This is a genomic window from Sulfitobacter sp. PM12 (genome assembly GCF_045586035.1).
Taxonomy (GTDB): domain Bacteria; phylum Pseudomonadota; class Alphaproteobacteria; order Rhodobacterales; family Rhodobacteraceae; genus Sulfitobacter; species Sulfitobacter pontiacus.
Genome location: NZ_CP151529.1, coordinates 1,720,082 through 1,743,229, shown reverse-complemented (window position 1 = coordinate 1,743,229; position 23,148 = coordinate 1,720,082). Strand labels below are relative to the sequence as shown.

The 23,148-nt window shown below is 63.0% G+C and carries 24 protein-coding genes and 1 riboswitch; of the genes, 18 read left to right on the top strand and 6 right to left on the bottom strand.

The window, feature by feature from the left end:
* Window positions 1–82 precede the first annotated feature (82 nt).
* The gene (locus AADW22_RS08415) at window positions 83–628 is read left to right on the top strand and encodes a YaeQ family protein (protein WP_304950195.1); all 546 of its coding nucleotides are present in this window, start codon (window positions 83–85) and stop codon (window positions 626–628) included.
* Between the two features lie 60 nt (window positions 629–688).
* On the opposite strand, the gene AADW22_RS08410 is transcribed toward AADW22_RS08415, so the two are convergent.
* Both AADW22_RS08410 and AADW22_RS08405 read right to left on the bottom strand, forming a co-directional pair.
* Window positions 689–1,069: a VOC family protein gene (locus AADW22_RS08410; protein ID WP_180827606.1), complete on the bottom strand. Its 381-nt coding sequence runs from the start codon at window positions 1,067–1,069 to the stop codon at window positions 689–691.
* A 54-nt stretch (window positions 1,070–1,123) separates the two neighbouring features.
* The gene (locus tag AADW22_RS08405) at window positions 1,124–1,513 is read right to left on the bottom strand and encodes a nuclear transport factor 2 family protein (RefSeq protein WP_340270007.1); all 390 of its coding nucleotides are present in this window, start codon (window positions 1,511–1,513) and stop codon (window positions 1,124–1,126) included.
* Window positions 1,514–1,610: 97 nt separating this feature from the next.
* On the opposite strand from AADW22_RS08405, the gene ftrA reads away from it, so the two are divergent.
* Both ftrA and AADW22_RS08395 read left to right on the top strand, forming a co-directional pair.
* Window positions 1,611–2,585: a transcriptional regulator FtrA gene (ftrA, locus tag AADW22_RS08400; protein WP_407473469.1), complete on the top strand. Its 975-nt coding sequence runs from the start codon at window positions 1,611–1,613 to the stop codon at window positions 2,583–2,585.
* 124 nt (window positions 2,586–2,709) lie between these two features.
* Complete coding sequence (locus tag AADW22_RS08395) at window positions 2,710–3,870, top strand: amidohydrolase (RefSeq protein WP_407473468.1); 1,161 nt, start codon at window positions 2,710–2,712, stop codon at window positions 3,868–3,870.
* 33 nt (window positions 3,871–3,903) lie between these two features.
* Here the strand turns inward: AADW22_RS08395 and ampC are convergent, their stop codons facing one another.
* The gene (ampC, locus tag AADW22_RS08390) at window positions 3,904–5,070 is read right to left on the bottom strand and encodes a class C beta-lactamase (RefSeq protein ID WP_407473467.1); all 1,167 of its coding nucleotides are present in this window, start codon (window positions 5,068–5,070) and stop codon (window positions 3,904–3,906) included.
* 208 nt (window positions 5,071–5,278) lie between these two features.
* On the opposite strand from ampC, the gene AADW22_RS08385 reads away from it, so the two are divergent.
* The 9 genes from AADW22_RS08385 (at window position 5,279) to bioB (ending at window position 13,001) form a co-directional block, all read left to right on the top strand.
* The gene (locus tag AADW22_RS08385) at window positions 5,279–6,193 is read left to right on the top strand and encodes an ABC transporter substrate-binding protein (protein WP_407473466.1); all 915 of its coding nucleotides are present in this window, start codon (window positions 5,279–5,281) and stop codon (window positions 6,191–6,193) included.
* An 11-nt stretch (window positions 6,194–6,204) separates the two neighbouring features.
* Window positions 6,205–7,377: an ABC transporter permease gene (locus AADW22_RS08380; protein ID WP_407473465.1), complete on the top strand. Its 1,173-nt coding sequence runs from the start codon at window positions 6,205–6,207 to the stop codon at window positions 7,375–7,377.
* Window positions 7,374–8,309 (top strand): ABC transporter ATP-binding protein, encoded by a 936-nt coding sequence (locus AADW22_RS08375; RefSeq protein ID WP_407473464.1) that lies wholly within the window; start codon window positions 7,374–7,376, stop codon window positions 8,307–8,309. Before AADW22_RS08380 ends, AADW22_RS08375 begins: the two co-directional genes overlap by 4 nt.
* Window positions 8,306–9,040, top strand: a complete 735-nt coding sequence (locus AADW22_RS08370) for an ABC transporter permease (protein WP_005853104.1) — start codon at window positions 8,306–8,308, stop codon at window positions 9,038–9,040. The genes AADW22_RS08375 and AADW22_RS08370 overlap by 4 nt, the downstream gene beginning before the upstream one ends.
* A 76-nt stretch (window positions 9,041–9,116) precedes the next feature.
* Window positions 9,117–9,767 carry a DUF1007 family protein gene (locus AADW22_RS08365; protein ID WP_407473463.1) on the top strand — a complete coding sequence of 217 codons (651 nt, stop codon included), beginning with the start codon at window positions 9,117–9,119 and terminating at the stop codon, window positions 9,765–9,767.
* Window positions 9,752–10,666, top strand: coding sequence for a nickel/cobalt transporter (locus AADW22_RS08360; RefSeq protein ID WP_407473462.1), 915 nt, complete (start codon window positions 9,752–9,754; stop codon window positions 10,664–10,666). The genes AADW22_RS08365 and AADW22_RS08360 overlap by 16 nt, the downstream gene beginning before the upstream one ends.
* A gap of 45 nt (window positions 10,667–10,711) precedes the next feature.
* The gene (locus tag AADW22_RS08355) at window positions 10,712–11,380 is read left to right on the top strand and encodes a GntR family transcriptional regulator (protein WP_353627824.1); all 669 of its coding nucleotides are present in this window, start codon (window positions 10,712–10,714) and stop codon (window positions 11,378–11,380) included.
* 83 nt (window positions 11,381–11,463) lie between these two features.
* Window positions 11,464–12,021, top strand: coding sequence for a biotin transporter BioY (locus tag AADW22_RS08350; protein ID WP_005853098.1), 558 nt, complete (start codon window positions 11,464–11,466; stop codon window positions 12,019–12,021).
* Window positions 12,018–13,001, top strand: coding sequence for a biotin synthase BioB (bioB, locus tag AADW22_RS08345; protein ID WP_340241065.1), 984 nt, complete (start codon window positions 12,018–12,020; stop codon window positions 12,999–13,001). Before AADW22_RS08350 ends, bioB begins: the two co-directional genes overlap by 4 nt.
* A 76-nt stretch (window positions 13,002–13,077) precedes the next feature.
* Here the strand turns inward: bioB and AADW22_RS08340 are convergent, their stop codons facing one another.
* The gene (locus AADW22_RS08340; RefSeq protein WP_407473461.1) at window positions 13,078–13,881 is read right to left on the bottom strand and encodes a thioesterase family protein; all 804 of its coding nucleotides are present in this window, start codon (window positions 13,879–13,881) and stop codon (window positions 13,078–13,080) included.
* Window positions 13,882–14,076: 195 nt separating this feature from the next.
* On the opposite strand from AADW22_RS08340, the gene AADW22_RS08335 reads away from it, so the two are divergent.
* Genes AADW22_RS08335 through arsJ form a run of 3 tightly spaced genes read left to right on the top strand, consistent with a single transcriptional unit; the run spans window position 14,077 to window position 17,174 of the window.
* Window positions 14,077–14,919, top strand: coding sequence for a helix-turn-helix domain-containing protein (locus AADW22_RS08335; RefSeq protein WP_407473460.1), 843 nt, complete (start codon window positions 14,077–14,079; stop codon window positions 14,917–14,919).
* Between the two features lie 6 nt (window positions 14,920–14,925).
* A complete protein-coding gene (locus AADW22_RS08330; RefSeq protein WP_407473459.1) occupies window positions 14,926–15,924 on the top strand; it encodes an ArsJ-associated glyceraldehyde-3-phosphate dehydrogenase in 999 nt (332 codons plus the stop codon).
* Window positions 15,921–17,174, top strand: a complete 1,254-nt coding sequence (gene arsJ, locus AADW22_RS08325; protein WP_407473458.1) for an organoarsenical effux MFS transporter ArsJ — start codon at window positions 15,921–15,923, stop codon at window positions 17,172–17,174. Before AADW22_RS08330 ends, arsJ begins: the two co-directional genes overlap by 4 nt.
* Window positions 17,175–17,210: 36 nt before the next feature.
* On the opposite strand, the gene AADW22_RS08320 is transcribed toward arsJ, so the two are convergent.
* A complete protein-coding gene (locus AADW22_RS08320) occupies window positions 17,211–19,148 on the bottom strand; it encodes a TRAP transporter permease (protein WP_407473457.1) in 1,938 nt (645 codons plus the stop codon).
* Between the two features lie 101 nt (window positions 19,149–19,249).
* Window positions 19,250–20,440, bottom strand: coding sequence for a TAXI family TRAP transporter solute-binding subunit (locus AADW22_RS08315; RefSeq protein WP_037944075.1), 1,191 nt, complete (start codon window positions 20,438–20,440; stop codon window positions 19,250–19,252).
* A 560-nt stretch (window positions 20,441–21,000) separates the two neighbouring features.
* Window positions 21,001–21,101: riboswitch (TPP riboswitch) on the top strand.
* A gap of 67 nt (window positions 21,102–21,168) precedes the next feature.
* Between AADW22_RS08315 and thiD the strand changes: the two genes are divergently transcribed.
* Genes thiD through thiS form a run of 3 tightly spaced genes read left to right on the top strand, consistent with a single transcriptional unit; the run spans window position 21,169 to window position 23,148 of the window.
* On the top strand, window positions 21,169–21,975 hold the full coding sequence (gene thiD / locus AADW22_RS08310; RefSeq protein ID WP_407473456.1) for a bifunctional hydroxymethylpyrimidine kinase/phosphomethylpyrimidine kinase: 807 nt from the start codon (window positions 21,169–21,171) through the stop codon (window positions 21,973–21,975).
* On the top strand, window positions 21,972–22,967 hold the full coding sequence (locus AADW22_RS08305; RefSeq protein ID WP_407473455.1) for an FAD-dependent oxidoreductase: 996 nt from the start codon (window positions 21,972–21,974) through the stop codon (window positions 22,965–22,967). Before thiD ends, AADW22_RS08305 begins: the two co-directional genes overlap by 4 nt.
* Window positions 22,951–23,148, top strand: coding sequence for a sulfur carrier protein ThiS (gene thiS / locus AADW22_RS08300; RefSeq protein WP_005853074.1), 198 nt, complete (start codon window positions 22,951–22,953; stop codon window positions 23,146–23,148). Before AADW22_RS08305 ends, thiS begins: the two co-directional genes overlap by 17 nt.

Sequence of the window (23,148 nt, the reverse complement as noted above, 5' to 3'; positions counted from 1 at the left end):
TGTTTATCCAGTCACCGGCAGGTACTGCCCCCCATCACCAGACTGTATAGGACAGTCCGGTCATCAAGGGTCCGGCAACGTCATGGCGCAAAATTCTCTGATCTACAAAGTCGAGCTTTCGGTCTCGGACATGGATCGCCACTACTACGAGACGCACAAGCTGACCGTGGCCAAACACCCGTCGGAAACCGATGAACGTCTGATGGTGCGCCTGCTGGCCTTTGCCCTGAACGCGCATGAGCATCTTGAGATGACAAAGGGCCTGTCGACCGATGATGAACCCGATATCTGGCAAAAAAGCCTGAGCGACGAGATCGACGTTTGGGTGGCTCTCGGCCTGCCAAGTGAAAAGATCATCCGGCAGTCGTGCAACAAATCCGCGCGGGTCGTGATCTATCCTTATGGCGGCAAAACCGCAGAGGTCTGGTGGGACAAGGTTCGCAGCGGCACCGCCCGTTTCGACAAGCTCGAGGTCGTCAATCTGGCAGAGCATGACACCGCGGCGCTGGCAAAGCTGGCCAACCGCGCGATGAAGCTTGGCGTGCATATTCAGGACGGTGACGTGATGGTCAGCGTCGATGACAGCGTCGTCTACCTGACGCCCCAGACGTGGAAAGACGCGGGCTGACGCGCCACTGGCGTCGGGGGTGACCCCTCGCCAGCGCGCATTTAAGCGAAACTTGTGCCGCTACTGCATGGAGTGAAAGCCGACCATATTGCCCTCGGTATCCTGACACACGAGGATCCAGCCAAACTCACCGATGGATGTTTTCGGTTGCGCGACGCGGCCGCCAGCGCTGGTCGCGCGTTCCTCTTGGGTGGCGCAATCCTCGACCATGAAATAGACAATCGTGCCCCCGACCCCCGGCCCCGCATAAGGCGCTTTGGTCAGCGCGCCCCCCGCGCCATAGGCTGTCATCTCGGTCGGGAAGCTCATCATCTGCATCTCACCGCTCGGGTCTGGCATCGGCTCCAGCTTGGTGTCGAGCATGGCTTCGTAGAACCCGACTGCCCGATCAAGGTCGTCCACATAGATATCGAACCATCCTACGGCATTCATCTTGGTCATTTCCTATCCCTTTCAAATGTTTGGTGTTGTCGTAAAATCGAATTGCCCCGCCGCTCAGACCGCATTGGACGCATCAATGCGCCGCTCAAGATGCCAGATCTTCGATACAATCTGCCACCCCTTCGCGCCCTTCACGAAACCAAGGTGATCGACGAAGACATTGTCATGGGCGCGGATGCGGATTTTCACCGTTGCACTCAGCGGCGACAGCATGTCGATCATCAACACCTCGGCCTCGCGCGGTTGCCCGGTGCTGGCGGGAGAGACGCGGGCCCCGACATCGCGGCTGAAACTGTCGATCGGCTCAACAAAGACCGTCCCATTGTCGCCGTCAAACAGGCTTGAGCTCGGGTGGAACACGGCATTCAGCTTGTCGGTGTCACACTCGTGTATCGCGTCAAAATAGGTCTCTATCGCGCTCAGCAGGTCAGGGTGCAGGGTCATGTCAAACCTCCGGTATGTGTTGCTGATCCAAGATTGCCATTTGTGCGAAACCCGCGATACTGGCTATATTGACAAGCTTCGGTCGGATTCTGCCAAAATGTCCCAAATTGCGCCCCGAAACGCCCCCTTGGTCTGCGCGCTTGCCTATGACGGGCTGTGCACCTTCGAATTCGGCATCGCGGTAGAGCTTTTCGCCCTGCCCCGACCCGAGTTCGCGGATTGGTACCGCTATGCGACGGTTAAGGCCGAACCCGGTCCGATCCGCGCCACGGGCGGCATCACGATCGAGGCGCAAGACGATCTTGATCTGCTGCGGCAAGCCAGCCTGATCATCGTGCCCGGCTGGCGCGGTGCCGATGCCCCTATCCCGCCCGCGCTATGCGCCGCCTTGCAAGACGCCTATGCCCAAGGCGCGCGGATCGCGTCGATCTGTTCAGGTGTCTTTGTCTTGGCCGCGGCGGGGCTGCTGACAGGCAAAAGCGCCACAACCCATTGGCGATACACCAATAAGTTGGCCGCGCGCTACCCTGACATATCCGTGGACCCTGATGTGTTATTCGTGGAAGACGATAGGATTTTCACCTCGGCCGGATCGGCGGCGGGGCTGGATCTGGGGCTGCATATCATTCGTCAGGATCACGGCGCGCAGGTCGCTGCCTCTGTCGCCCGACGGCTTGTCCTTCCCGCACAACGCGATGGCGGGCAGCGCCAGTTCGTGCCCCGCCCCGAGCCCAAGGCGCGGATGGGGTCGGATCTTGCAGCGCTACAGGATATGATCCGCGCCACTCTTGACGAGGACTGGCCGATGGCGCGTATGGCACAAACCGCCGCCACCAGCGGGCGCACGCTGGCCCGCCGGTTCCGCGAAGAGACAGGCGACACCCCCCTTAACTGGCTCAAGCTTGAACGGGTATCCCGCGCCGCTGAGCTGCTGGAAAATAGCGCCATCCCGCTGGCCGATATATCAGAGGTCTGCGGCTTCGGCTCGGCCGAGAGTTTTCGCCGCGATTTCCGCAAACTGATGGGCGTTCCTCCGATCCGGTATCGCGAAAGGTTCGGGGCTGCCGCCTAGTCCCGCCCCCTACGCTCGGTTTCCCGCACCGCCCGCACAAACGCGGCTACCCTGCACCTGTCGCGTTTGTTAGGGCTTTGACGTAGCATACCAGAAAACCCCGAAGCAGAAGGCGTCGCGTTTTATGTTGACCAATAGTGATCTTGTGGAACTGACCGAATTTCGCCGCGCGCTGCACCGCCATCCCGAAGTCTCTGGCGAAGAGGTAGAGACCGCACAGACCATCGTTAGTGCGCTAAAGCCCCTGTCGCCCACCCGCATCCTGACAGGTCTTGGGGGTCATGGCGTCGCGGCGGTGTTCGACAGCGGCACGGCTGGCCCGACGGTCCTGTTCCGCGCCGAGCTTGACGCCCTGCCGATAGAAGAACGCAACAGCGATATCGCTTGGCTGTCCGAGGTTGCGGGCAAAAGCCACGTGTGCGGCCACGATGGTCATATGACGATGCTGCTGGCATTGGGGCGCATGATCGCGCGCAAACCGGTTGCCACGGGGCGCGTGGTGCTGATGTTCCAACCCGCAGAAGAGGACGGCAGCGGGGCCAAAGCGGTGGTCAGCGACCCCGCATTCGACGCGATCAAACCGGATTGGGCCTTTGCGATCCACAATGAACCGGGCAGTCCGTTCGGCTTTGTCTCCACCCGCGTGGGGCTGATCAACTGCGCGTCGATGGGGCTCAAGGTCAAGCTCAGCGGGAAAACTGCCCATGCCGCCGACCCGCAAGACGGGGTATCGCCCGCGCTCGCGGTGGCACGGCTTATCCCCGCGCTGGATGATCTGGGCCACGGCGACGGCGGCCCGCGCAACGACGACTTCCGGCTGGTCACCGTCACCCACGCCACTATAGGAGAGCCGACTTTCGGCATCGCGCCGGGCGCGGCAGAGGTGTTTGCCACTCTGCGCACCGCCGGCGATGCGGGGCTGGAAAACCTTGAGGCCGCCGCGCGCGATCTCGCATCAACGATTGCCGCTGAATACGGTCTGGGCGTCTCTTTCGAGGTGCACGATCATTTCGCCGCTTCGATCAACGACGCAGACGCCTATGCCGTAGCGACCAAAGCGATGGAGGCGATCGGCGTGCCTTTTGGCGAGGAAAACGTACCCATGCGCGCTTCGGAGGATTTCGGCGTATTCGGCTGGGGGGCCAAAGCCGCAATGCTGTGTCTCGGACCGGGGGAGGATCACGCGGCCCTGCACAACCCCGACTATGACTTCCCCGATGACCTTATCCCCATCGGCAGCGGGATCTTTGACCGCATCGCCCGAGATCTTCTGGGGACGGCGTAACCCGCCCCCTTCTGAACGCGCCGCCCAAGCCCGCTAGTCCTGCGTCGCCAGCAAATCGGTGATCAGCGCATGGGTCGCACGAACCCGCGCCTCGTTCGGGTAGTTGCGGTTGGCAAGCACAACGATCCCAAGGTCTTGCCCCGGTAGCAGCGCGACATACCCGCCGAACCCGTTGGTCGCGCCGGTCTTGTTCAGGATCACATCGCGCTGCGGCGGCAACGGTGGGGTCAGGCGGGTCGCGGGCTGGGGCGACAGGATAAAGTCATAACCGTTGCCCGCCTCCATCTTGGCGACATCGACAGGCCAAGGGTACTGCTCCCATATCATGTCTTGGGTGTAATAGGCCGTCTCTGCCTGCCCCTGCCGTGTGCGTTCAAGCGCTGCGGTCAGCGCGGGATCTGCGCCGCCGCGGCCCAGCTCCAGATCCAGCAGGCGCAGCATATCGCGAGCGGTCGATTTCACCCCATAGGCTTCATCTGCCAACACGCCGGGGTTAACGCGAATGGGCGCATCCGTCTTGCGGTCATAGCCAAAGGCATAGCGATCCATCGCGTCATCCGGCACGTCGACATAGGTGCTGCCAAGCCCCATCGCGGGAAACAGCACATCCTCAGCCGCTTGGGCAAAGGACATCTGCATGGTCTGTGCCGTGATATGCCCCAGCAAGCCGATGCTGACGTTGGAATAGCTGCGTGTCCCCGGTTGCGGCGGTTGCCAGCCCTCTAGCCAGCGGATCAGCTCGGGCACATTGCCAACCTCGCCGGGAACCTGAAGCGGCAAGCCACCGGTGACATGGGTGGACAGATCAACCAGCCTTATCGCGCCGAAAGCGGCCCCCTCAAGCTGGGGTATGCTGTCCGACACAGGCGCATCCAGATCAAGCATACCGCGGTCTTCAGCCAATGCGGCCAACGTCGCGGTGAAAATCTTGCTGATCGACCCGAGTTCAAAGATCGTATCCGGCGTCGCCGCGACATTGCCTTTGCGCGCCGCCACACCCGTCGAATAGAAGCTATGCTGCCCCTGCCAGGTGATGCCCACGACCAATCCGGGGATTCGATATTGCTCGATTACCGGCGCAAAGCTGGCACCTGCGATATCGACAATCTGCTCGCTTGTGGCGCCTTGTGCGAACAGCGAGGCGGGAAGAGCAAAGGGGACCGACAGCACGACTGCCAGCGCGAGGTTGGGGAATTTCATATCTGCTTCGACCTATTTATGGGTGTTGCCGACGTCATTAAGCGGCACGCCTTCGATGCACAAATGCGAAAATGCGCGGACGGACCGGTGCGCGCCCCGCCGCTTGCCGCTTTCGCAGTAATTTCCCTTGGCTTCCCGGCTTGGCCCGCTACCTTGATCCCCAAGTTGTACAAACCAGTCACTTTTTACGCCAAGGAGCCTGCATCTCATGAAAAATTCCCTTCGTATCACCGTATCCGCCGCGACCCTTACCGTAGCACTCGCCTCGGCCGCAGCCGCCGACATCACTGTCTCGTCCAAGATCGACACAGAAGGCGGGCTGTTGGGCAATGTCATCGCCCTTGCGCTCGAGGACGCGGGCCTGCCCGTCGAACGCCGCCTGCAACTGGGCGGCACGCAGGTTGTCCGCGAGGCGCTGCTGTCCGGCCAGATCGACATTTACCCCGAATACACCGGCAACGCGGCCTTCTTCTTTAACGAAGCAGACAGCGACGTGTGGAAAGACGCCGAAGCCGCACACGCCCGCGCGGCCGAGCTCGACGCCGCGCAAAACGATGTCACATGGCTGACCTCGGCCCCTGCCAATAACACATGGGCCATCGCGGTAACCGGCCCCGTGGCGCAAGACAACAACCTGACCACCATGTCCGATTTCGGCGCATGGGTCGCGCAGGGCGGCACGGTCAAGCTCGCGGCCTCGACCGAGTTTGTTTCCTCCCCCGCGGTGCTGCCCGCGATGCAGGACACCTACGGGTTTGAACTGAACGCGGACCAGACGGTGATCCTGTCCGGCGGCGATACAGCGGCCACGATCCAGGCCGCCGCACGGGGCACATCGGGTGTGAACGCTGCGATGGTCTATGGTACCGACGGCGGTGTCGGTGCCACAGGTCTGGTGGTGATGGAGGATGACAAAGGCGTGCAGCCCGTCTACGAGCCCACCCCCATCGTCCGCGCCGAGGTACTGGTCGAATACCCGTCGATCCCCGAGGTGCTGAACCCCATTTTTGAGGGGTTGGATATGGCGACGCTGCAAAAGCTCAACGGGCGGATTCAGGTGGGCGGTGAACCGGCAGAGGCCGTGGCGCGTGATTACCTCACCCAAGCCGGGGTGCTGGACTGATCCGGGGCACGATGTCCTTGCAGACCTCTCGGGCGCGGCTATCCGCGCCGGGGGTTCTATTTGCCGTTCTGGGGGCCGCAGCGATGCTGGCCCCCTTTATGACGCTGGCCGCAAACCGCATCGTTGCGGGGGACGCGGTGCCGATCTGGGCGGTGGTCCCCGTAGCGCAGACGATCCCCGGATTGGCAGCGATCTTGGCGGGACTCGCATTAGGCCTGCCTGCAAGACACGTGGGGCTGCGTCTGGCGGGGCCGCTTGTGGGGCTGGCGGGATTGCTGTGGCTGCTCGTCCAGGGCGCGCCAGCGCTGCTGGAGGGCGCGGGCGATTACGCAAGGGTCTCTCCGGCGGCGGGGTTCTGGTGCTTGCTGGTAATCTTTGCCCTGCTCATGGCCGATGCGATCACCGCAATGAAACCGGGGCCCTCTCAGCGCGCACTGTTGCTGACAGCGGTGCTGGGTGCCATGTCCGTCGTGCTCGGCTCTGGCGCGCTGGCACCGCTGTCGGTGATGCAGGAATTTGCCGCACGCCGTGACGCCTTCGCGTCCGAGGCGGCGCGTCACCTGTGGCTGGCCTTCGGGTCGCTTGGCATGGCGGGGCTGATCGGCTTTCCCATCGGCGTTCTGAGCCACCGCAAGCCCGCGCTACGCAGCGCGATCCTGCCGGTGCTGAGCTTTCTGCAAACCATCCCCTCGCTCGCCATGTTCGGACTGATGATCCCCCTGCTGGGCTGGGTCGGTGCCACCGTGCCCGGTGCGCGCAGCATTGGCATCGCGGGCATCGGATTTGCACCGGCCTTTGTCGCACTGGTGCTCTATTCGCTGCTGCCCGTCGTGGGAAACACCGTGGCCGGACTGGCCGCCACGCCGCCGCAAGCCCTGAACGCCGCGCGCGGGATCGGCATGACAGCGGCGCAACGCCTGTGGCGCGTGGAACTGCCCATCGGCCTGCCCGTGATCCTCACCGGCCTGCGCATCGTGCTGGTCCAGAACATCGGTCTGGCGGTCATCGCGGGGCTGATCGGCGGCGGCGGCTTTGGCACATTCGTGTTCCAGGGGCTGAACCAGACCGCGACAGACCTGATCCTGTTGGGCGCGCTGCCCACGGTCGCGCTGGCCCTGACGGCGGCCATCGTGATGGATATTCTGGTCGACCTGACCCGCCGACTCCCCAAGGAGACACCATGATAGAGATCGACAATATCACCAAAATCTACGACAGCGCCCGCGCCGTCGATGGCGTGTCGATGACCATTGATACCGGCACGATCACAGTAATCGTGGGCACATCCGGTTCGGGCAAGACAACGCTTTTGCGGCTGATCAACCGGCTGGAAGAGCCCACCTCGGGAGAGGTGCGGATCAACGGGCAATCAACACTCGACGTCAAACCGCATATCCTGCGGCGGCGGATCGGATATGCCATTCAGGGCCACGGGCTGTTCCCGCATCACACGGTCGCGCGCAATATCGGCGCGGTGCCGCAATTGCTGGGCTGGCCCCGTGACAAGATCGACGCCCGCGTGGACGAACTGCTTGATCTCTTCTCGATGGCACCGCAAGAGTTCCGCCACCGCTACCCTTCTGAACTGTCGGGCGGGCAACAACAACGGGTCGGCGTGGCACGGGCCCTCGCCTCGCGCCCTGATCTGATCCTGATGGATGAACCCTTTGGCGCGCTTGACCCGATCATCCGCACCCGCGCGCAAGAGGATCTGCGCCGCATCCAGCAGACGCTCGGCTCCACCATCATCCTCGTGACCCATGATATGGAGGAAGCCATTCGTCTGGGCGACCGCGTGGCGGTGATGGATAGCGGCAAGCTGGTGCAACATGCCACCCCGGCAGAAATCATCACCCACCCCGCGAGTGATTTTGTGGCCGATATGGTGGGCGATGTCGAACGCCCGCTGCGGCTGCTTTCCCTCACCCCGCTGGCTGAGGTGATGGAGGACGGTCCCGCCAACGGCGCGCCCCTGCCCCGCGAGGCAAATCTGCGCGACGCGCTGTCAGCCTGCCTGTGGACAGGGCGCAGCGCCGTGCCGATCACCGATAAGGGCAAGATCATCGGCCGCGTGACGCTGGACGCGATCCGCGCCCGCGCCGAGGTGCACGCATGACAGCGGGCAACCTGCTACGCGCCGGTTTGCTGGCGCTGTTGCTCGCTCTGGTGCTACGGCCCGATTGGTTCGCGCCGCTCTTTGCGCCGCTGGCCCCGGCGGGCGGACCGGTCATTTACGCGCGCAGCTCTTTGCTGTCCCTCTCGCTCAGCCATTTGGGGCTGGTGGCCCTTGCCTCTGTCGCGGCGACGCTGGTGGCGGTGACGCTGGCAATCTTTGTCACCCGTCCTGTGGGCGCGTCCTTCCTGCCGCTGTCGCGCACGATCACCAACATCGGTCAGACCTTCCCCCCCGTCGCGGTGCTGGCGCTTGCCGTGCCTGCCTTGGGGTTCGGGGCGGGGCCGACGCTGGTGGCGCTGTTTCTCTATGGGCTGCTCCCGATCTTCGAGAATGCGATCACCGCCCTGTCGACCCTGCCCCCCGCCACGATGGAGGCCGCACGCGGCATGGGGCTGAACCGCTGGCAACGCCTTTGGCGGGTGGAGCTTCCCCTCGCCCTGCCCGTGATCCTGACCGGCATCCGCCTGTCCGTCGTCATTGCCCTTGGCACCGCCACCATCGGCTCCACCGTTGCCGCGCGCACCCTGGGCGAAGTCATCATCGCCGGGCTGCTAACCAACAACACTGCCTATGTGCTGCAAGGCGGGCTGATCGTGGGGCTTTTTGCGGTGCTGATCTATGATGCCATGGCCCAGCTTGAACGCTACCTGAGCCGTCGCATGGGGGGATAAACCGCGCCGAGTGGAAGCGCGCCTATCCGCCGCCCGCGCAATTGCGCCCCCTGTCCAAGACTTGTATCACAGCCCTATGATCCGACAGCTCGCCCCTTTTGTCCTCACCCTCTGGGCCGCGCCGCTGGCCGCGCACCCCCATGTGTTTATCGACACGCAGCTCTCGCTTGTCGCCGACGATCAAGGGCAACTGACCCATGTACGGGTGACCTGGGAATATGACGCGCTTTATTCCTTGCTGGTGACCGAGGATATGGGCCTTGATGCCGACGGCGACGGGGCGCTCACGGAAACGGAGCTTGCGACGCTGAACGGCTTTGACATGCAGTGGGTCGACGGGTTCAACGGCGATCTGGTTATCAGCACCGAGGCGAACACCATCGCGCTGTCCGGCCCGACCGAGATTGCGACGCAGTTTGATAACGGACAGATCACCACGATGCACACCCGTGCGCTGGAAACCGCAATCCCCGCCGGGACAGCGCTCACGATCAAACCCTATGATGCGACCTATTACACCGCCTACGACATCACGACCGCAATAGACACCACGCGCGCGCCGACCTGTCGCGCCCGTGTCGCCATGCCCGATGTCACCGCCACGATGGAGGCGCTGCAACAACAGCTCGCCCAGCTTGATGCCCAGACCGATCCTTCCGACGCGGGTCTGCCGGATATCGGCGCGCAAATGGCACCCACGGTGAATGTGACATGCGCCGCGCCCTGACCGTGATCGCCTTGGGCGTGGTCATCGCCCTTGCCGCGCTGTGGTGGACCGGCGGCTTTGACCGGCTGGCGCAATGGGCTGCGGCGCATCAACGCGCGTTTCAAAACAGCATCGCCCTCTCGCTGCGCGCCGTGCGTGCGGGCCAGCCAGAGGCGGTAACCGCCCTGCTGTCCGCCTGTTTCGCCTATGGCGTGGTGCATGCCGCAGGCCCCGGTCACGGCAAGGTGTTGATCGGCGGCTATGGCGCGGCCAAGGCTGTGCCGATGCTGCGACTGTCGGTGATCGCGCTGCTGTCGTCGCTGGGTCAGGCCGTGACGGCGGTGGCTCTGGTCTATACCGGCGTGAGCCTGTTGCACTTGGGGCGCGAGCGTATGATTTCGCTGACAGAGGCGATTATGGCCCCCGTCAGCTATGGCGCGATTGCCTGTGTCGGGCTGTGGCTGTTCTGGCGGGGCCTGTGCCATTTCCGCGCGACGCTTCCCACGCCGCAAGATCATCACCACCATCACCACCAGGACGACCATGACGGTATCTGCGCCACCTGTGGCCATGCGCATGGCCCCACCGCTGAACAGGTTCGACAGGCAACCACCCTGCGCGAGACGCTGCTGCTGATCGGATCTATCGCGGTGCGGCCCTGCACGGGGGCGTTGTTCGTGTTGATCATCACGCTTCAGATGGGGATCGCGGGCGTCGGGATTGCCGGTGCTTTCGCGATGGCCTTTGGCACCGCGACCATCACCATCGCCGTGGGTCTTGGTGCCGGCGCGTTGCGCGGCGGCGTGCTTGCCGGGTGGGCCAGTACCCCCCGTGCAGCCCAGATCGCCGCCCTGATCGAGCTTGCCGCGGGGCTTGGTGTGGCCCTGTTGGCGGGCGGATTGCTGCTGCGGGCGATCTGAGTTTACCCGCTCGACAAGCGGGGCGGTCAAAACTATCTATAATCCATGACCCAGTCTAGATCAGAGACCCACTCCGCCCGGATTGCGCGCATATTGGCCGACCGCATCATCTCGGGGCAGTTGGCCCCGGGCGCGCGGTTGCGGCAAGACCACATCGCGCAGGAATTCGGCGCAAGCCATGTGCCCGTGCGCGAAGCCTTCCGCCTGCTAGAGACACAATCACTTGCAGAAAGCCTTCCACGGCGTGGATTTCGCGTCACTTTCTTCGATATGGCAGAGCTGCGGGAGGTCGCCGAAATGCGCGCCAGCCTCGAAGCGCTCGCCCTGCGGCACGCCGCCCCAAACCTGACACCCGATATCCTCGCCAAGGCGCATAAGGCCAACCTGCAAGGCGACAGCGCCCAGAATGTACATGAATGGGAAGAAGCAAACCGCTGTTTTCACAGATTAATTCTGGAACCCTGCCAGATGCCGCGGCTGATGCGGTCGATTGACGACCTGCAAGCGGCAAGCGCGCGGTTCATTCTGCGGGCGTGGCGGACAAATTGGGAAGCCCGCACCGATCATGACCACCGTCTGATCCTCGACGCGCTGCGAAAAGGTCAGGTGGATCTGGCCTGCACCACGCTCTCGCGCCATGTGGGGTGGATCGGCAAGCGCAGTCGCACCCTAAAAAATCAAATCGGTTCAGGCACTTCCGAGTTTTTTAGATAATTATCTATAATCTGAATTGTCAGAAGGCGCGTCCTTCGTCCTACTGGGATAGACCTTGAAAGCTATCACTCGGAGGAAACCAGATGGCACTTGCGATTACATCCCTACCCCGTAACCCGTCCTTCGCGCAGGGGCTTGGCCTCGCGCTGGCCGGTGCCGCGCTGATCACGCTGGGGGCCAAGGTCCAGATCCCGTTCTGGCCAGTGCCCATGACCCTGCACACGCTGTCGGTCTTTCTTGTCGCCCTCACCCTTGGTCCGCGTCTGGGGCTGGCGGCGATGGCGGCCTATCTTGGGGCCGGTGCAGCGGGGCTTCCGGTGTTCTCCGGCACGCCTGAACGCGGCATCGGGCTCAGCTATATGGTCGGGCCAACGGGCGGCTATCTGCTGGGCTATCTTGTGGCGGCGGGTCTGACCGGCTGGCTGGCGATGGGGCGCGGCTGGATCGGGCGCGTGCTGGCGATGCTGGCGGGGCTGACCGTGGTCTATGCCGGTGGTCTGGCGTGGCTGGCGCTGTTCGTGCCCGCACCCAAGCTGCTGGCCGCAGGGCTGACCCCCTTCCTGCTGGGCGATGTGGTCAAGGTGCTGCTGGTGGCGACACTGCTGTCGGGCCTGTCGCGGTTGAAAGGGCGTGATCAATGATCCGCACGGACTGGACCCTCGACGAAGCGGCAGCGATCCACGCGCTGCCATTCCCCGACCTGATCCATCAGGCGCAAACGCTGCACCGCGCGCATTTCGACCCCACGGCGATCGAAACCGCCAGCCTGCTGAGCATCAAGACCGGCGGCTGCCCCGAGGATTGCGGCTATTGTTCGCAATCGGCGCATTACGACACCGGCGTCAAAGCGACCAAACTGATGGGCGCGGAAGAGGTCATCGCCGCCGCCAAACGTGCCAAGGATGCGGGCGCGCAGCGGTTCTGCATGGGGGCTGCATGGCGCAGCCCCAAGGACCGCGACATGGACAAGCTGACCGACATGGTGCGCGGCGTGGCCGATCTGGGGCTCGAGACCTGCATGACGCTGGGGATGCTGTCGCCCGAGCAGGTGACCAAGCTCAAGGAGGCCGGGCTCGATTTCTACAACCACAACATCGATACCTCGCCCGAGTATTACGCCGAGATCGCCTCGACCCGCACGATGGAAGACCGCCTTGAAACGGTGGAACATGTGCGCAAGGGCGGGATCAAGGTCTGCTGCGGCGGTATCCTTGGCATGGGCGAGGCAGAAGCGGACCGGATCAGCATGCTGGTCACCCTCGCCACGCTGCCCAGCCACCCAGACAGCGTGCCGGTGAACCTGTGGAACGCGGTCAAAGGCGTGCCGGTGCAGGGAAAATCCGAAAAGGTCGACCCTTTTGCGCTGGTCCGGCTGGTGGCCTTGGCGCGTATCCTGATGCCCGCCTCGGTCGTGCGCCTCTCTGCAGGCCGCACCGGGATGAGCGACGAGCTGCAATCACTGTGCTTTCTGGCGGGGGCGAATTCGATCTTTGTGGGCAACCAGTTGCTGACCACCGAAAACCCCGCCACGTGGAAAGACAACGACCTTCTGCAACGGCTCGGCATGCATGTGGCACCGGCCAAACCCGCGTCCAGATCGGCCACGATGGCGGCGCAGTAGATCCGCCCCTTACACGTGCAAAAGCCCGGCCTGATATCCTCGGGCCGGGCTTATCCTATCGGGCGACAGCGTGGCGTCAGGCGAAGATGATCACCGACTGCATGCCGTCTGCGACCATATCCCCATCCGTATTCCAGACCCGCATGACCTGAGAGCTATAGCCGCCGTTACCGGCGGTCAGCTGCGTCTCCATCATATACCAGCCGTCGCGGGTATTGGCGTGATCGGACAGCAGGTTGATGATCCAGTTCATTGATGAATTCGGCCCCGGTCGCGTCATCATCGGGAAGGCCGCAGGGGGCAGCACGTCGCCAATCGCGATCAGCCCCTCAAGCGTCCCCCACATCGCCGGATCACGGTGCCGCGCCCAAATCCGGACATAGCCGCGATCCGCACCGGAGAACGGCAGGCTGCCCTCGATCAGCTTGACCTCGAAGTTGACAAAGAACCGAACCGGCGGGCGTTTCAGCGCGGGCGGGAAGTAAGAGGGCGTGTCGTCCGGCCCTTGGGGGGCGGCGGGCGCGGTATGGCCTACGCTCAATTGGCTTTCCTGCGCATGGCCGAAAGAAAAAGTGCCCGTTGCCGCGACCTTGCCGTCGATTTCAGCGCGGGTGGCGATGGTGGTGATGTTGCGCCCTTGGCGCAGCACTTCGGCATGGATCGTGGGCGGCTGCGACACGGGCGCGGTAAAGTTGATCAGCGCCGACCGCAGCGCGGGCAGATCGGGGCGGTCCCGACGGGCCGCATTGACCAGCAAGGCACCGGTAAATCCGCCAAAGGCCGTACGCCCCTGCGCCCAGTTCTCTGGCACCTGATAGCGCGGCGCGGCGCCGTCCTGCTCTGCTGTGGCCAATACCTCGGCCAGGGTCACATCTGTCATGTCGGGTCCTTTATACGTCTGTCACCGTGCGCGGGCGCGCTGTTTCCCAATCGATGCCTGCAAAGCCAAGAGCGCGCAAGACACCCTGCCCCTGAAACGCCACGTCACCCAAAACGCACCCCCGCGGCAAAAAACCTTTGGCGGGACCGAACAGAGGTGTTGACGCCCAATCTCTATTTCACATATCCATGAAATATGGAATCACTACTCACAGATCGACTCGCCACCCTGAGCCACCCGCAGCGGCTTGCCGTGTTTCGCCTGCTGATGCGGCGCTATCCCGATGCCTTACCTGCGGGGGAAATCGCGCAGGTGTTGGCGCTGAAATCCAGCACGGCGTCGGTATATCTGTCGGCGCTGACGCAAGTCGGGCTGATCTCGCAGCGGCGCGACGGGACGCGTCTTTTGTATACCATCAGCCTTGATGCGGCGGGCGAGGTCGTATCGGGGTTGTTCGTGGATTGTTGTCGGGGGCGCGCTGATCTCTGCCCGCCCCCGTTTTCTGACCTCATTAACAGGACGCAGATGATGACCCAGACAAAGTTCAACGTGCTTTTCGTATGTACCGGCAACTCCGCCCGCTCCATCTTTGCAGAGACGATCCTGCGTGACATGGCGGGCGACCGGTTCACCGCCTATTCCGCGGGCACCCTGCCCCAGTCCGAGCTTAATCCCCTTGCGGTCGAGATGCTGCAAGCCAAGGGCCACAGCATCGACGCGCTGCGGTCCAAACATATCTCTGAATTCCAGACCGCCGATGCGCCGCAGATGGATTTCGTCTTTACCGTCTGTGACCACGCCGCAAACGAGGAATGTCCCACCTGGCCCGGCCAGCCCGTGTCGGGGCATTGGGGCATGCCCGATCCCGTCAAAGCCGAAGGGACAGAAGCGGAACGCCGGCTGGCCTTCCAACAGACATATGGCGCGCTGCACAACCGGCTGCTGGCCTTTACCGCCCTGCCTTTCGAAGCGCTGGACCGCGCTGCCTTGCAAAAACGGGTCGATGCCATCGGGGCCGACCCAGTGACAACAGGATAAACCACTATGACAACCTATGCGTTGAACGGCCTTGGCCGCATCGGAAAACTCGCCCTGCGGCCCTTGCTGGAACAGGGGGCCAAGATCGCCTTTATCAACGACGCGGTTGGCGACCCCGAGATGCACGCCCATCTGCTGGAGTTTGATTCCGTTCACGGGCGCTGGCCTGCGACCTTCAGCGCAGAGGATCATGCGATCACCATTGATGGCACGCGTATCCCCGTGACCAGCACCAAATCGATCACAGACCTGCCGCTGGAGGGGGTGGATGTGGTGATCGACTGCACCGGTGCGTTCAAGACAGAGGCCAAGCTTGCCCCCTATTTCGAGGCGGGCGTGAAAAAGGTTGTTGTCTCTGCCCCCGTCAAGGACGGGCCGACGGCGAATATCGTCTATGGCGTGAACGACGACACCTATGATCCAGCCACGCACAGCATCGTCACCGCGGCGAGCTGCACCACCAACTGCCTTGCCCCCGTTGTCAAAGTGCTGCTGGAAGGGATCGGGATCAAACACGGGTCGATCACCACGATCCATGACGTGACCAACACGCAAACCATCGTGGACCGCCCCGCCAAGGACATGCGCCGCGCCCGATCGGCGCTGACCAACCTGATCCCGACCACCACAGGGTCGGCCACGGCGATCACGCTGATCTATCCGGAGCTGACCGGCAAGCTGAACGGCCACGCCGTGCGGGTGCCCCTGCTGAATGCGTCGATCACCGATTGCGTGTTCGAGGTGGAGCGTGAGACGACCGTAGACGAGGTCAACGCCCTGTTCAAAACCGCCGCCGAGGGGCCGCTCAAGGGTATTCTGGGCTTTGAGGAACGCCCGCTTGTGTCGTCGGATTACACCAATGACACCCGCAGCGGGATCGTGGATGCGCCATCGACGATGGTGGTGAATGGCACGCAGGTCAAAATCTATGCGTGGTATGACAATGAAATGGGCTATGCGCACCGTCTGGTGGATGTGGCGCTGATGGTGGGCGGCAAGCTGTGACACGCCCTGCCGGTTTTACCGCCTATATCACTGTCACCGCCGCCTATTGGGCCTTTATGCTGACCGACGGCGCGCTGCGGATGCTGGTGCTACTGCATTTTCACACGCTCGGGTTCTCTCCGGTGCAGCTGGCCTATCTGTTTGTGCTCTACGAGATCGCGGGCGTGGTCACCAACCTGTCGGCGGGCTGGATCGCGGCGCGCTTCGGACTGACCTCGACGCTTTATGCGGGGCTGTCGTTGCAAGTGGTCGCGCTGCTGGCACTGACACAGCTTGATCCGGCATGGAGCGTCGCCGCCTCGGTCGTCTTTGTCATGCTGGTGCAAGGGTTGTCGGGCGTGGCCAAGGATCTTGCCAAGATGAGCTCTAAATCCGCGGTCAAGCTGCTGGCCCCCACCACGGGGGGCGGCCTGTTCCGCTGGGTCGCACTGCTCACCGGATCGAAGAACGCGGTCAAGGGCGCTGGCTTTCTGCTGGGTGCGGGGATGCTGGCGCTGCTGGGGTTTGTGCCGTCGACGCTGGTGATGGCCGCGATCCTGTTTGTGATCCTGATCGGCGTCATTATCGGTATGCCCGCGGGCCTGCCGGTGGGGCGCAAGGATGCCAAGTTCACCGAAGTCCTGTCCAAGAACCGCAATATCAACTGGCTGAGCGCCGCGCGGCTGTTTCTGTTCGGGGCGCGCGACGTGTGGTTTGTCGTGGGCATCCCGATCTATTTCTACGCCGTGCTCTCCGATGGCAGCGTCGAAAGCAAGCGGGAGGCTTTCTTTATGATCGGCAGCTTTCTGGCGGTGTGGACGATCCTCTATGGGGCCGTGCAAGGCTGGGCCCCGAAGATACTGCGGGCCACAGGCCGGACCGAGGGCGACACGCTCGCGCAGGCCCGCCACTGGAACCTTGCGCTGGTCGTCGTGCCCGCCCTGCTGGCCGCGCTGGTCTGGATCACGCCTGCGCCATCCCCCGCGCTGACGGTCACGATTGTCCTTGGCTTACTGGTGTTCGGGGCGATTTTCGCGGTGAATTCGGCGCTTCATTCCTATCTGATCCTCAGCTTTACGGATGCAAAGCGGGTCACGATGGATGTGGGGTTCTACTATATGTCCAACGCGGCCGGTCGGTTGGTAGGCACGCTTTTGTCTGGCTTCACCTATCAACTGGGGGGGCTGGCGCTGTGTCTTGGCACCGCGGCGCTGATGCTGGCGCTGAGCGCCTTGGGGACGGCACAGCTGCGCCCTTCGCAAACGTCATGAACTGCGGCGCGCGGGGATGTCCCCGCGCGCCCAATCTCAAGAAACCGCAACCACGCCGTTGCGGTTGTCCCGCCAGATCACCGCGACAAGCACCGCCGAGGCGACCCCCGCGATCAGCGTCGTCGTCAGCCCCGGAAAGCTGAAGGCAAAGCCCGCGATCCCCAGTGGCAGACGCAACCAGGGCCGCACCATACCGACGCCCAGCAGATAGCCCTCAAGCCCGCCGGACAGCAGCGTGATGCCGATGATGATCGACGGCAGCACATAGATCAGCGGCGTCAGATCGCCCTGCAGCACCAGCGCAGGCTGGAACAGGAAGAAGAGCGGCACAAAGTAGATCACCACCCCCAGCCGCATCGCGGTGAAGGAGGTCAGCATCGGCTTGGCCCCCGCAATCGTCGCCGCCAGAAACGCCGCAGCCCCCACCGGAGGCGTGATCACCGACAGCATCGCGTAGTAGACGATGAAAAAGTGCACCGCGACCGTGTTCAACCCGCCGATTTCGATGATCGCGGGTGCCAGCGTCACCGCAAGGAAGATGTAGGCCACAATCGCAAGCCCCGCCATGCCCATGATAAAGCAGGCCAAAACCCCAAGCGCGATCACGAGATAGACGTTATCCCCGCCCAAAGCGACCAGCCCAGAGGTCATCGACCCTGTCACACCGGTGATGGTCAAGGCGCTGACCACAAAGGCGATCGGCAGGATGATCGCTGCGGTCTGTGTGACCAGCGTGCCCACCTGGCGCAGGGTTTCAAAGATGCGCGCAGGTGTCATCATGGTCTCGCGTTGCAGGAAGCTCAGCGCGATCATCAGCGCACTGGCGTACCACGGGGCGTAATACTCCCACCGCATATAGAGCAGGCCCCAGACCAGAAAGATCATGACCAGCAGGAAGGGCCAGCCGCGCTTCATCACCTCGCGGGCCGAGGGCAGGTTTTCGGGTTTCATCCCCACCAGCCCCTTGCGCGCGGCATAGGCGTCGACTTGCAGGATCAGACCAAAATAGAACAACGCCGACGGCAGGATCGCGGCCACCATCACGGTCGCGTAATCCACACCGATGGTGATCGCCATGACAAAGGCAATCGCCCCCATCACCGGCGGCATCACCACCCCGCCGGTCGAGGCACAGGCCTCGATCGCGCCAGCGTAATGGGGCGGGTAGCCGACCTTTTTCATGGTTGGAATGGTGATCGACCCGGTGCCCGCGATGTTCGAGAAAATCGACCCCGACAGCGACCCGAAAAAGGCGCTGGCCACGATCGATACTTTCGCTGGACCGCCGCGGTACTTGCCAAAGCCCGCATTGGCCAGATCGATAAAGAACTGCCCCGCCCCCGTGGCGATCAGCACGCCCGCAAAGACCAGAAAGCCCAGCACGATCTCGGCCACGATCTTGGTGGTGATACCCATCAACCCTTCGGTTCGGAAGACATGCGCCTCGATCATGCGTTCAAACGTATAAGGGATGCCCATCAGCAAACCGGGGAAGTAATCGGCCACCAGCGGGTAAAGCCCCAGCACCAGCACCACGAGCAAAAAGGGGATGCCCCCCGACCGGCGCGCGATTTCAAGCATCAGCAGCCAAAGCACGACGCCCGCGTAGAAATTGGTCCAGCCCGCCTGCACGATCTCCCATGCATACATGGAAAACCACATACAGATGCCAAAGCCCACGGCGGCCGCCACGATGTCATAGATCGGCACATGGGTGTGCGATTTCACCGCTGGCAGCGCGATGAACGCCGCCGCAAGGAAGGTGCCGATGAAGACCCAGTAATACTGCCCCTCGATCAGACGCCGCCCGCCGATGGGAACGCCGAATACATAGGCCAGCCCCATCCCGAGGCCAAAGGTACACAGCAGCACAAAAGCGATGCTGGTGAACGAGAATAATCCCCCCAGTCGCGTCGTCTCGGACGAGGGTTCGACAGCCGTTTCAGCCGCCGGAGGGTGTTTTGTTGCTGACATGGATGATCCTGAAAATAAGGGCGCTGTGGCAGTGTCTTAGGAGGACGGAGCACGCTGTGCTCCGCCCTGTCTTATGCCGTCGATGACGGTCCGGCGCGGCGTTACAGGCGCGAGCGGAACGGCTCCAGCCCGTCGGTGTGCTTGGCCAGAATGTCGAGATACTCCTGGTTCTCGAAATTCATCTCGACGCCCTGCTCCATCGCCTCTTTCATGCCGGCGTTGCGTGCCGCGATCCACGCGTCCATCTTCTCGATGGCCTCGTTGTTCCAGGCATCGTCTTCTTCGGTCCACGCCCCGATTTCACGCAGGTATTTCACCGTGCCTTCGTGCACCGGGATCGGGTTGGCATCCAGGAAGTTGCGGAAATGCTCCAGCGACATGCGGGTCGCCAGCGCGTGCGATCCTTTGTAGTTGTCGTGGGATTCATTCATCCACTTCGCCATGTTATAGACGAAATCCTCTTCTGCGGTGACCGGCACGGCATAGACGAAGTTCGACGTCATGGACTCGACACCCTTGGCGGTGCTCACCCCCATAGAGATGGTCGAGGGGATCGTCATGGGGCGGTAGCTGAGGTAGCCGTCCCAGCCTTCTTTGTTGGCGGGGTCCATTGGCAGCCAGCGGATGCTGCCCGGTGCGCCCTCCATTTCGGACAGGACCGAGGAGATCGGCGAGCAATAGGCCACATCGGACTTCCCCTCGACAACCGAACGACAGTTTTCACCGTAGCTGGAGGCCGGGACGAATTCGATCTTTTCCTGTGCTTCTTCGGGCGTCATGCCGATAAAGGCAGGCAGGGCCTGTGTGATCGCAGAGACAATCGCGGGCGAGAACACGCCAGAGGTGACACGCACGCCGCCTTTGCCAATGTCTTCAAGGCTTTGCAGCTCGGAATCGCCAGCCACAACAAAGCCCCAAGGCGTGTCGTTGTGGTGCCACAGGATCCGCTGCGGCATGGGTTTCGCCGAGGCGTAGCCGCCGACCCCTTCCGCTTGCAACGCCATTTCCGACGCGGAAACCGACGCGATCGCGATATCTTCGCGGTCGGTCAAACGTTTGTAGCGCATGGGCTCGCTGTCTTCAGGAACGATCCGCACGGTGGTGCCGGTTTCCTTTTGCAACGCAGGCCCCCAACCGTTGGTCGAGGCAAAGCTGCCTGTCGACGTGCCCGGCGTGGCAATCACGAGCATGCGCGGCCACTCATACTCCTGCGCCATCGCGACGCCCGAAAGCGCCATGGATACCGCAAAGGACCCGACAGCGGCCTTGGCAAAACGTGTCATATTCTTCATGTGGTCTCTCTCCCTGTTGTACATCTTTGGATTGTTCGGGATCGCAGGATCACAGGCGCCGCAAAAGCTGCGGATGCCCATGCGCAGGACGCAGATGTGATCTTTGCAGATGTCACGCAGCACCTCCCAATGCTTGTCGCGACGCGTCCGGTATGACCCGTAAAACGGGCCAGAAAACGCATCCTCCCGAGTGTCGGCCCCCTCCTCCCGAGGGTATCCGACTCAATCTGTCAATCAGCCTAGGGGCAAGATATTTCGATGCCAATACCGCAGAACAGAACTTGATACCGCAGCCGCGCGGGGTCTTTGCGCGATCACCCCTAGTTTGCTGATGCCAAAGGGTTAACACCGCAGAATATGGGAAATGTGACGTTACGTTGCTTTGGGTTACGAGGCGTTGTTTCGGCTGACAAGCGTCAGGAGGGCTGCCCAAACCGCGCCCGTTTTGCCCAAAATTGCGCCACCTTCGGTTGAATATTTTGCGGCTTGCACCGTTTGCCGAACTTGGCTACGCCTAAGGCAACGACGCTGCAGGCCCCCACAGGGGCCGCAGTTCCAACATCTATCCGTCGGGGTGCCCTAGGGGGCTGAGAGGTGCGTGCACCGACCCGTCGAACCTGATCCGGGCAATACCGGCGTAGGGAACGGGTATCTTTGTGCAACGGCCTTGGGTCCACGCCACAAAGCTCATTCTTGCGTCTGCTTGCCCACCACCGAAAGGCGAGCATGTGACCAAGACGACCCCCATTTCCCTGACCATCGCCGGATCCGACAGCGGCGGCGGTGCCGGTATTCAGGCCGATATCAAGGCGATGTCGGCCAATGGTGTCTATGCCGCCAGCGTGATCACCGCCGTGACCGCGCAGAACACGCGCAGCGTCAGCGCCGTACACGAGATCCCCGCCCCCATCGTCGCGGCCCAGATCGATGCGGTGCTGTCCGATCTTTCGGTGCAATCGATCAAACTGGGCATGTTGTTTTCTCCGCAGATTATTCAGGCGGTGGCATCCGCGCTCTGCGCGTTTCGGGGGGCCGTCGTGGTTGATCCGGTGATGATCGCAAAATCCGGCGATGCGCTGTTGCAAGAAGACGCCGTCGCAGCGCTGATCGCGGATATCCTGCCGCGCGCCGATCTGCTGACCCCCAACCTCCCCGAAGCCGCCCGCCTGTTGAACCAGCCCGAGGCCGACAGCGCCGACCAGATGGTCACGCAGGCCCGCGCGTTGCTCAAGATGGGCCCGAAGGCGGTGCTGATGAAGGGCGGCCATAGCGCGGGCAATATCTGTAGCGACGCGCTGGTCACCGCAGAGCGTGTCACATGGTTCAGCGCGCCGCGCATCGACACGCGCAATACCCACGGGACGGGATGCACCTACGCCGCGGCCATCGCTGCGGGGCTGGCCCACGGCAAACCCCTTGGCGCGGCGGTACAGGCCGCCCATGACTATCTGCACCGCGCCATCATCGCCGCCGATCAACTTGATATCGGCACGGGCCACGGGCCGGTGCATCACTTCCACGCGGTCTGGTCATGACGCAGGTCACCATCATCGGCGCGGGCGTCGCGGGGCTGTGTACCGCGCGTGTCTTGCTGGACCGCGGGATGCGCGTGCATCTGATCGACCGCGCCCGCCAGCCCGGCCCGCAAGGGTGTTCTTGGTGGGCTGGCGGCATGCTCGCCCCGTTTTGCGAAGGTGAAAGCGCCGAGGAACCGGTGATCCGGCTGGGGAAAAGGGCGGCGGATTGGTGGGGCCAACACACCACATCGCTGCACCGACGCGGGTCGCTTGTGATCTCTCCGGCGCGGGACAGCAGCGATCTGACCCGCTTTGCGCGCCGCACGACAAGCCACCAAACCCTGACCGGCGCAGAGATCGCGGCGCTTGAACCCGACTTGGGCGACCGCTTTGCCAAAGGGCTCTATTTCCAGACCGAGGCCCACCTGTCGCCCCGCATTGCGCTGGCAGAGCTGTGGCGCGGGCTGGTGGCCGATGGGGCCAGCTTTGAACAGGGCGAGGCCGCCCCCGAAGCGCTGGCGCAAGACCGCATCGTCGTTGATTGCCGCGGCTATCACGCGCGCGCCGATCTGCCTGATTTGCGCGGCGTGAAAGGGGAAATGGCGCTGCTGTCCTGCCCCGATATCGAGATCACCCGCCCCATCCGCGTGCTGCACCCACGTGTGCCGATCTACCTCGTGCCGCGCGGTGACGGGATCTACATGCTCGGGGCCACGATGGTCGAAGGCCGCGCCGGTGCCCATGCCAGCGTGCGGTCCATGCTTGAACTACTAAGCGCGGCCTACGCACTGTCCCCCGCCTTTGGCGAGGCCGAGATCCTAGAGATCGGCGTCGACAGCCGCCCCGCCTTCCCCGACAACCTGCCGCGCATCGAACGGCAGGGCAATCTGATCCGCGCCAACGGTCTGTATCGCCACGGTTTCCTGCTCGCCCCCGCGCTGGCGACCATGGTGGCTGACCTGATCCTTGACGCCAAAACACCGGAGATTTTCCATGAAACTACAGCTTAACGGTGCCCCGCTCGACAGTGACGCGCCCACGCTTGCCGCCCTGCTAGAGGCCGAAGGATTTGGCGGCGCGAAAGTCGCTACCGCCGTCAATGGCAGCTTTATCCCCGCCAGCCTGCGGGCCAGCCACCCCCTGTCCTCCGGCGACAGCATCGAAGTGCTCGCCCCCATGCAAGGAGGCTGA

Bases quoted from the DNA above. Each gene is read 5' to 3' on its own strand.
- AADW22_RS08350 (WP_005853098.1), top strand. From the start codon at position 11,464: ATGGCACTTGCGATTACATCCCTACCCCGTAACCCGTCCTTCGCGCAG.
- AADW22_RS08335 (WP_407473460.1), top strand. From the start codon at position 14,077: ATGGAATCACTACTCACAGATCGACTCGCCACCCTGAGCCACCCGCAG.
- AADW22_RS08415 (WP_304950195.1), top strand. From the start codon at position 83: ATGGCGCAAAATTCTCTGATCTACAAAGTCGAGCTTTCGGTCTCGGAC.
- ampC (WP_407473467.1), bottom strand. From the start codon at position 5,070: ATGAAATTCCCCAACCTCGCGCTGGCAGTCGTGCTGTCGGTCCCCTTT.
- AADW22_RS08375 (WP_407473464.1), top strand. From the start codon at position 7,374: ATGATAGAGATCGACAATATCACCAAAATCTACGACAGCGCCCGCGCC.
- AADW22_RS08380 (WP_407473465.1), top strand. From the start codon at position 6,205: ATGTCCTTGCAGACCTCTCGGGCGCGGCTATCCGCGCCGGGGGTTCTA.
- AADW22_RS08355 (WP_353627824.1), top strand. From the start codon at position 10,712: ATGACCCAGTCTAGATCAGAGACCCACTCCGCCCGGATTGCGCGCATA.
- AADW22_RS08405 (WP_340270007.1), bottom strand. From the start codon at position 1,513: ATGACCCTGCACCCTGACCTGCTGAGCGCGATAGAGACCTATTTTGAC.
- AADW22_RS08330 (WP_407473459.1), top strand. From the start codon at position 14,926: ATGACAACCTATGCGTTGAACGGCCTTGGCCGCATCGGAAAACTCGCC.
- AADW22_RS08395 (WP_407473468.1), top strand. From the start codon at position 2,710: ATGTTGACCAATAGTGATCTTGTGGAACTGACCGAATTTCGCCGCGCG.
- AADW22_RS08370 (WP_005853104.1), top strand. From the start codon at position 8,306: ATGACAGCGGGCAACCTGCTACGCGCCGGTTTGCTGGCGCTGTTGCTC.
- AADW22_RS08385 (WP_407473466.1), top strand. From the start codon at position 5,279: ATGAAAAATTCCCTTCGTATCACCGTATCCGCCGCGACCCTTACCGTA.
- AADW22_RS08315 (WP_037944075.1), bottom strand. From the start codon at position 20,440: ATGAAGAATATGACACGTTTTGCCAAGGCCGCTGTCGGGTCCTTTGCG.
- AADW22_RS08320 (WP_407473457.1), bottom strand. From the start codon at position 19,148: ATGTCAGCAACAAAACACCCTCCGGCGGCTGAAACGGCTGTCGAACCC.
- thiS (WP_005853074.1), top strand. From the start codon at position 22,951: ATGAAACTACAGCTTAACGGTGCCCCGCTCGACAGTGACGCGCCCACG.
- ftrA (WP_407473469.1), top strand. From the start codon at position 1,611: ATGTCCCAAATTGCGCCCCGAAACGCCCCCTTGGTCTGCGCGCTTGCC.
- AADW22_RS08305 (WP_407473455.1), top strand. From the start codon at position 21,972: ATGACGCAGGTCACCATCATCGGCGCGGGCGTCGCGGGGCTGTGTACC.
- AADW22_RS08410 (WP_180827606.1), bottom strand. From the start codon at position 1,069: ATGACCAAGATGAATGCCGTAGGATGGTTCGATATCTATGTGGACGAC.
- AADW22_RS08360 (WP_407473462.1), top strand. From the start codon at position 9,752: ATGCGCCGCGCCCTGACCGTGATCGCCTTGGGCGTGGTCATCGCCCTT.
- AADW22_RS08340 (WP_407473461.1), bottom strand. From the start codon at position 13,881: ATGACAGATGTGACCCTGGCCGAGGTATTGGCCACAGCAGAGCAGGAC.
- AADW22_RS08365 (WP_407473463.1), top strand. From the start codon at position 9,117: ATGATCCGACAGCTCGCCCCTTTTGTCCTCACCCTCTGGGCCGCGCCG.
- bioB (WP_340241065.1), top strand. From the start codon at position 12,018: ATGATCCGCACGGACTGGACCCTCGACGAAGCGGCAGCGATCCACGCG.